The 4,935-nt window shown below is 28.7% G+C and carries 17 protein-coding genes; all 17 read left to right on the forward strand.

Features of this window, described 5'->3' with window-relative positions; all coding sequences use genetic code 11:
- Window positions 1-315: DnaD domain-containing protein (locus Q3304_RS20410; protein ID WP_407815078.1), on the forward strand; the 315-nt coding region annotated here is incomplete at its 5' end.
- A 61-nt stretch (window positions 316-376) separates the two neighbouring features.
- Window positions 377-550: a hypothetical protein gene (locus Q3304_RS20415; protein ID WP_021385626.1), complete on the forward strand. Its 174-nt coding sequence runs from the start codon at window positions 377-379 to the stop codon at window positions 548-550.
- A gap of 16 nt (window positions 551-566) precedes the next feature.
- A complete protein-coding gene (locus Q3304_RS20420) occupies window positions 567-974 on the forward strand; it encodes a single-stranded DNA-binding protein (protein WP_021385616.1) in 408 nt (135 codons plus the stop codon).
- A gap of 75 nt (window positions 975-1,049) precedes the next feature.
- Entirely contained in the window at window positions 1,050-1,307 is a 258-nt protein-coding gene (locus Q3304_RS20425; protein ID WP_074098779.1) for a hypothetical protein, read from the forward strand.
- 12 nt (window positions 1,308-1,319) lie between these two features.
- Window positions 1,320-1,694 carry a hypothetical protein gene (locus tag Q3304_RS20430; RefSeq protein WP_407815077.1) on the forward strand — a complete coding sequence of 125 codons (375 nt, stop codon included), beginning with the start codon at window positions 1,320-1,322 and terminating at the stop codon, window positions 1,692-1,694.
- Between the two features lie 9 nt (window positions 1,695-1,703).
- On the forward strand, window positions 1,704-1,853 hold the full coding sequence (locus Q3304_RS20435; RefSeq protein WP_407815076.1) for a hypothetical protein: 150 nt from the start codon (window positions 1,704-1,706) through the stop codon (window positions 1,851-1,853).
- A complete protein-coding gene (locus Q3304_RS20440) occupies window positions 1,840-2,079 on the forward strand; it encodes a hypothetical protein (protein ID WP_407815075.1) in 240 nt (79 codons plus the stop codon). The genes Q3304_RS20435 and Q3304_RS20440 overlap by 14 nt, the downstream gene beginning before the upstream one ends.
- Before the next feature lie 189 nt (window positions 2,080-2,268).
- Window positions 2,269-2,508, forward strand: coding sequence for a hypothetical protein (locus tag Q3304_RS20445; protein ID WP_407815074.1), 240 nt, complete (start codon window positions 2,269-2,271; stop codon window positions 2,506-2,508).
- Between the two features lie 114 nt (window positions 2,509-2,622).
- Window positions 2,623-2,811, forward strand: a complete 189-nt coding sequence (locus Q3304_RS20450; protein ID WP_074105483.1) for a hypothetical protein — start codon at window positions 2,623-2,625, stop codon at window positions 2,809-2,811.
- Window positions 2,812-2,828: 17 nt separating this feature from the next.
- Window positions 2,829-3,164: a hypothetical protein gene (locus tag Q3304_RS20455; RefSeq protein WP_407815073.1), complete on the forward strand. Its 336-nt coding sequence runs from the start codon at window positions 2,829-2,831 to the stop codon at window positions 3,162-3,164.
- Entirely contained in the window at window positions 3,164-3,412 is a 249-nt protein-coding gene (locus Q3304_RS20460) for a hypothetical protein (RefSeq protein WP_407815072.1), read from the forward strand. Before Q3304_RS20455 ends, Q3304_RS20460 begins: the two co-directional genes overlap by 1 nt.
- Before the next feature lie 96 nt (window positions 3,413-3,508).
- Entirely contained in the window at window positions 3,509-3,748 is a 240-nt protein-coding gene (locus Q3304_RS20465; protein WP_107578205.1) for a hypothetical protein, read from the forward strand.
- 7 nt (window positions 3,749-3,755) lie between these two features.
- Window positions 3,756-4,139: a DUF1653 domain-containing protein gene (locus Q3304_RS20470; protein ID WP_407815071.1), complete on the forward strand. Its 384-nt coding sequence runs from the start codon at window positions 3,756-3,758 to the stop codon at window positions 4,137-4,139.
- 8 nt (window positions 4,140-4,147) lie between these two features.
- Complete coding sequence (locus tag Q3304_RS20475; protein WP_407815070.1) at window positions 4,148-4,318, forward strand: hypothetical protein; 171 nt, start codon at window positions 4,148-4,150, stop codon at window positions 4,316-4,318.
- Window positions 4,311-4,490 carry a hypothetical protein gene (locus Q3304_RS20480; RefSeq protein ID WP_407815069.1) on the forward strand — a complete coding sequence of 60 codons (180 nt, stop codon included), beginning with the start codon at window positions 4,311-4,313 and terminating at the stop codon, window positions 4,488-4,490. The genes Q3304_RS20475 and Q3304_RS20480 overlap by 8 nt, the downstream gene beginning before the upstream one ends.
- A gap of 78 nt (window positions 4,491-4,568) precedes the next feature.
- Window positions 4,569-4,754, forward strand: coding sequence for a hypothetical protein (locus Q3304_RS20485; RefSeq protein ID WP_054271818.1), 186 nt, complete (start codon window positions 4,569-4,571; stop codon window positions 4,752-4,754).
- A 22-nt stretch (window positions 4,755-4,776) separates the two neighbouring features.
- The coding region (locus Q3304_RS20490) for a DUF3850 domain-containing protein (protein ID WP_407815478.1) at window positions 4,777-4,935 on the forward strand (159 nt) is incomplete at its 3' end.

Raw genomic sequence — 4,935 nt, forward strand, 5'->3', positions numbered from 1 at the left:
TTAGAAGTAATTGTAAGGGCTATTGATGAAGCTGTAGGGAGTGGAGTTAAGAACTATAGATATGTAAAGACAATATTAAATAACTGGATAGAAGCAAATGTAAAAACTAGTTTAGAACTTACAGAGTATCAAAATGAGTTTGAGAGGAAGAAAAAGAGTAGGCAGGAGAAGAAACAGTCTAATAATAAAGTTGTCAATGCTACTAGTAAAAGTAAAAAAACTAACTTTCATAATTTTGATGAAACATTTACTAAGTATTCAAGTGATGAACTAGACGACATTATTAAGAAAAGTCAAAAAGTTAAATTCAAATAAAATTAAATTAAACTTCTAGGAAGTAAATATCATACTATTGCTTCCTAGAAAGGGGGATAAAATGGCAAGAATATATGCACAAAAATGTGGAAGTTTAGATATTCAAGATAGATTGGAACTATTGAAATTACTTGGTAAGGCTGGATATATAGTAAGAATAGGTAAGGAGAAACAAAATAGTAAAACTACTTATACTTACTTTGTCGAGTATATAGAAGAACATGAAGAAAAATAAAAAGGGGGCTATTTAAATGAATACAATAACTTTAGTTGGGAGATTGGTCGCAGATGCAGAGTTGAAGTATCTTCCTAATTCAGGTACTCCAAAAATAACATTTTCAATAGCGGTAGATAGAAGGTTTAAAGATAAGAATGGAAATAAAATAACTGATTTTATTCAATGCGAACAATTAGGAAAACATGTTGAAAATCTTGTGCAATATCTTGTTAAAGCTAAGTCTGTGTATGCTGTTGGAGAGTTAAATATATATAATTACAAAGATGAAAATGGTTGCTGGAAATCTATTACTAAAGTTAATGTAAATGCTTTAGAATTGCTTTCTAGTAAAAGTGATAGTAACCCTAAGCAAGAATATATACCACCAGGATTAGACCCTCAAGGGTTTCAAGCAATAGATGATGATGATATACCTTTTTAGAGTGATTGTGTAAATTATTAGGGAGTTAATATAAGTATTAACTTCCTAGAAGTTAAAAATATTGGAGGAATAGAAATGATAATAATTAGAAGCCAAGATAGATTAGATTTATTGGAAGTTAACAGAGTTGAAGTAGATATAAATGAGGTAATAGCTATATTTAAAGGTAGTTCAGATTTTAGAAAAATAGGTGAATATGAGAATGAAGAAAGAGCTATACAAGTGTTAAATGAAATACAAAAGTTTATTGAAAGTGGAGTAAGAACTGATTATATAGATTCTTGCAGAGTTAGACATAATCAAGAGAAAGTATTTGAAATGCCAGTCGAATAGGGGGTTAAGGAAATGTTGAGTAAAACAGCTAGACAGAGAGCTTCTGAAATAGCTTATCGATTAGTAAATGAAGGAATGGTATGGGGTAGTGATTTAGAGTATTTTATAAAATCACAGGTTTATAGAAGAAAAGGTTTTAAAAATGATGAACATTATTTTGAGTTTGAAGATGCAGTATTGAGTTTTGTAGAGGAAAGAATTAAAAAGAAGAATGTAGAAATTGTTGATATAAATACAAACAGAAGAATTGGACTAGGGAATATGTCTCAATTATCTAAAATACTGAAATGCGCACCTACTACGATTAGTTCTTGTTTGAATAAAAATACTCTATATGAAGGCAAGTATGATATTAAATATGCAAAATTAAAATGGAATGAAATATAGGAGTGACAGATGGTATTAGCAAATGTAGAGCAAGTAATTAAATTAGCTGAAAAGATAATAAATAAGAAAAAGTGTTCTGTAAATAAAGCTATTGATATAGCTATAAAAATATTAAGTAAATATGAGTGCGAGGGGATGTTAAGAAATGAGTCTAATTAAGTATAGAGGTTATGTTTTTGAGAATGAGAAGTGGATTTATTCTGAAACAATAAAGTGGAGTAATGCAGTAGATTGTTTATTTATGCCAAAAGAAAATTGTGAATGGCAAAAAGTATCTAATGTTGGAGTATTCTCTAAATGTTGGTCTGGAAATAATGAAGAAATTTATGAGGGAGATATATTGAAAGTACCTTATGATAAAATGAATATGAATATGGAATCGTAAGACAAGAAAATTATGCTCTTGGATTATATGTTGAATGGCATTGTTTAAAGCAATTTGAAGGTAAATGGGAGGAGCTTACAAGTAAGGCAACTATAATGAATAGCAAAAAATATATAGTAGTTGGCAATGAATGCGAGAATTTAGAAGAAGTTAGAAAAGAGTTTTTAGAATGTAAGGAGAAACTTGAAAATGAATGTCTTAACTAGTGCGATATTAATAACAGGAAGTTTTATAGCTGGTAGGGTTTACGAGAATCATCTAAGAACTAAAAACTGTGAAGAATGCAAACATATTATGGAGTTTATACAGTCTAATGAGCTATGCGAGTATTGTTCGAAAGAAATTGATACATGTGATAAAAAGTGTTACAAAAATATTTTAGAGAGAAGAAGAAAGCATTATATAGATGGAAAGGATGTTGAAAAATGAATATCTTAGGTGGATTAATGTTGTTAGGGATAGGCATTGTAGTAGGCAGAATTTATGAGTATAGATTGAATCTAAAAGAGTGTGAAAATTGTGATAATAAGAGGGGTGTATAAAATGAAAAAAGGGGACTTAGATAAAAGAATATGTGATGTAGAGATTGAAGCAGATAATACACAAACATATCGAGAGTTTATTGTTGAAGCAGAGGAAGAAATAGGAACAGGTTCAGCAGACTTAGACAATATGACAGATGAGGAATTAACTGTGTACTTAGACTTTTTAGATGAATTACTGTTGAAATAAAAAGGGGGAATTTAAAAATGAGTAAAGTTATACAGTGTGATTTTTGTAATAAAATATTTGAAAAAAATAATAGGGGATGTATTGAGCTATATAAAAAGAATAGTGGAAATGAATTAATCAGTACAGGTAAACATATGTGTCCAGTATGTTACGAAAGATTTATTGGAGATAAAATGGAGAAGAAAATAACTAATTTTGAAAAAATAACTAAAGACAAGGAAAGCTTAAAGGATTTTTTATTTGGATGCGATGTAGAGTGTAGTTGTTGTATTTATATGGATAAAGAAGATTGCTATCAAACTAATTGCGTCACAGGATGTGAAACGTGGCTTGAAAGTGAGGTAGAAGAATAATGAATAAGATTTATATATGCAGTTCACAAGGGTTAGAGGAAGTTGAAATATTAGAGGAAACAAAAGGTAGATATAAAGTAGGAAGGAATGGTCAATTTTTAAGAGTCATTAATAAAAGTGGACTTGATGTCAAATGTAGTGGTTATGTTGCTTCTTTAAATAAAGATAGAGCTATAAAAATTTGGAATGATGAAATAAACAGAGAAATAGAAAGATTAAAAGGATTTTTATATACAGAAAATATCTAACAAAAACAGTTTAGAGAGTTGCAAAATGTATCTTAATATAAATTTACTGTTGAAGTATTTTGCAACTCTCAAAAATGAAATAAAGGAGGATTTAAAATGAAAAAATATAAAATTGAATTTGAAGAAAAAGTGATTTTGAGACATGAAGTTATAATTGAAATTCCAAGTGATACTAGTATAAATGATATTTGTAATCATATAGAGCAAGATTGTCAAAGAATATATGATATAGCAGCTTATGTAAATGATTATAATGGTAAACAAATAGATTTTACAGAAGATACTAGTGGAGAGACTGAAATGGTAGTTGAATCATTTAGAGAGTGCAAGGAGTGATTTAGAAATGAATAGATTATTAAAGTATCCATGTATATATAAACATTTCAAAGGTAGATTTTATGCAGTTATGGGAGTTAGTAAAAGTGTTGGTGGAAGTGAACTTGGAGAAATATTAGATACAGCGGGTTTTGATGAAAGGTATATAGGCGATTATAGATTTCTTTCTAGACATACAGAAACGAATGATACTGTAGTTATATATAAAGACAATAAAGGGAATTTCTATCATCATGGAAGTGATGATAATAGCACAGATTTAGTAATATACAAAACTTTATATGATGCTACTGGAGTTTATTCAAGACCTATAGAAATATTTTTATCTAAAGTTGATAAAGAAAAATATCCTAATGTCTCACAAGAGTATAGATTTGAGGAATTTAAGTAGGTGAGTATATGACTAATAAAGAAATGTGCGACTCAAAGAATATTGCAGATACAGAAAGTTATAAGCGATTTAGTAAAGAGATTTGTGGTAGTTGCAAAAATACTAAGATAGATTGTGAAAGTAAAGATTGTGATATAGCATATGAGAATTGGTTAGAGAAGGAGATTGAAAATGAATAAAAGAATCAAGTTTAAAAAAGGGATACTTCATAAAAAATGTGATGAAAGATGTGCCAATTATGACTTTGTAATTAGCAATAAGCTTATAACTTGCAATGTATGTGCAGGATGCAGATACAAAGAAAATATGGATAAAGTGTGTGAAGAAAACTATAAGAAATTAAGAAAATAGAATAAATAGTCAAGGTAAGTTTGTGAATGAAACTAGAATGTTATAGACTTACTTTGACTTATAAAAGGAGTCGTCGATATGGTTATTACAGAATTTAAAGTAACTTGGCAGACAACAAGAGAGTGGGAAAAAGGAGAAGTATATAGCTCTATATTTACTGATTTAGAAGAAGCAAGAGCTTTTAAAAAAGATGAGGAAAATATAAAAGAAAATTATAATGTGAAGCTTTTAAGTAGAACTATAGTAGAAATTGAAATAGACTAAAACTTTTAAAGGGTGTGAGCTTATGATACATGAATTGCAGATAGCTTCTAGTACTTTTAAAGATGTAATTAAGAATAAAAAACAAATTGAAGTAGAGCATATAGCAGATTTTAGAGCAGGAGATACAGTTATATTACAGTCATTTAAAGATAAAAAATTTACAGGAATTGAAGTAAACAAG

Source organism: Clostridioides sp. GD02377 (assembly GCF_045899875.1).
GTDB lineage: Bacteria > Bacillota > Clostridia > Peptostreptococcales > Peptostreptococcaceae > Clostridioides > Clostridioides difficile_A.

Excerpts from the sequence above, each read along its gene's own strand:
- Q3304_RS20450 (WP_074105483.1), top strand. The coding sequence starts at position 2,623 with ATGAAAAAAGGGGACTTAGATAAAAGAATATGTGATGTAGAGATTGAA.
- Q3304_RS20455 (WP_407815073.1), top strand. The coding sequence starts at position 2,829 with ATGAGTAAAGTTATACAGTGTGATTTTTGTAATAAAATATTTGAAAAA.
- Q3304_RS20425 (WP_074098779.1), top strand. The coding sequence starts at position 1,050 with ATGATAATAATTAGAAGCCAAGATAGATTAGATTTATTGGAAGTTAAC.
- Q3304_RS20420 (WP_021385616.1), top strand. The coding sequence starts at position 567 with ATGAATACAATAACTTTAGTTGGGAGATTGGTCGCAGATGCAGAGTTG.
- Q3304_RS20440 (WP_407815075.1), top strand. The coding sequence starts at position 1,840 with ATGAGTCTAATTAAGTATAGAGGTTATGTTTTTGAGAATGAGAAGTGG.
- Q3304_RS20470 (WP_407815071.1), top strand. The coding sequence starts at position 3,756 with ATGAATAGATTATTAAAGTATCCATGTATATATAAACATTTCAAAGGT.
- Q3304_RS20415 (WP_021385626.1), top strand. The coding sequence starts at position 377 with ATGGCAAGAATATATGCACAAAAATGTGGAAGTTTAGATATTCAAGAT.
- Q3304_RS20465 (WP_107578205.1), top strand. The coding sequence starts at position 3,509 with ATGAAAAAATATAAAATTGAATTTGAAGAAAAAGTGATTTTGAGACAT.
- Q3304_RS20475 (WP_407815070.1), top strand. The coding sequence starts at position 4,148 with ATGACTAATAAAGAAATGTGCGACTCAAAGAATATTGCAGATACAGAA.
- Q3304_RS20445 (WP_407815074.1), top strand. The coding sequence starts at position 2,269 with ATGAATGTCTTAACTAGTGCGATATTAATAACAGGAAGTTTTATAGCT.
- Q3304_RS20485 (WP_054271818.1), top strand. The coding sequence starts at position 4,569 with ATGGTTATTACAGAATTTAAAGTAACTTGGCAGACAACAAGAGAGTGG.
- Q3304_RS20460 (WP_407815072.1), top strand. The coding sequence starts at position 3,164 with ATGAATAAGATTTATATATGCAGTTCACAAGGGTTAGAGGAAGTTGAA.
- Q3304_RS20430 (WP_407815077.1), top strand. The coding sequence starts at position 1,320 with ATGTTGAGTAAAACAGCTAGACAGAGAGCTTCTGAAATAGCTTATCGA.
- Q3304_RS20435 (WP_407815076.1), top strand. The coding sequence starts at position 1,704 with ATGGTATTAGCAAATGTAGAGCAAGTAATTAAATTAGCTGAAAAGATA.
- Q3304_RS20480 (WP_407815069.1), top strand. The coding sequence starts at position 4,311 with ATGAATAAAAGAATCAAGTTTAAAAAAGGGATACTTCATAAAAAATGT.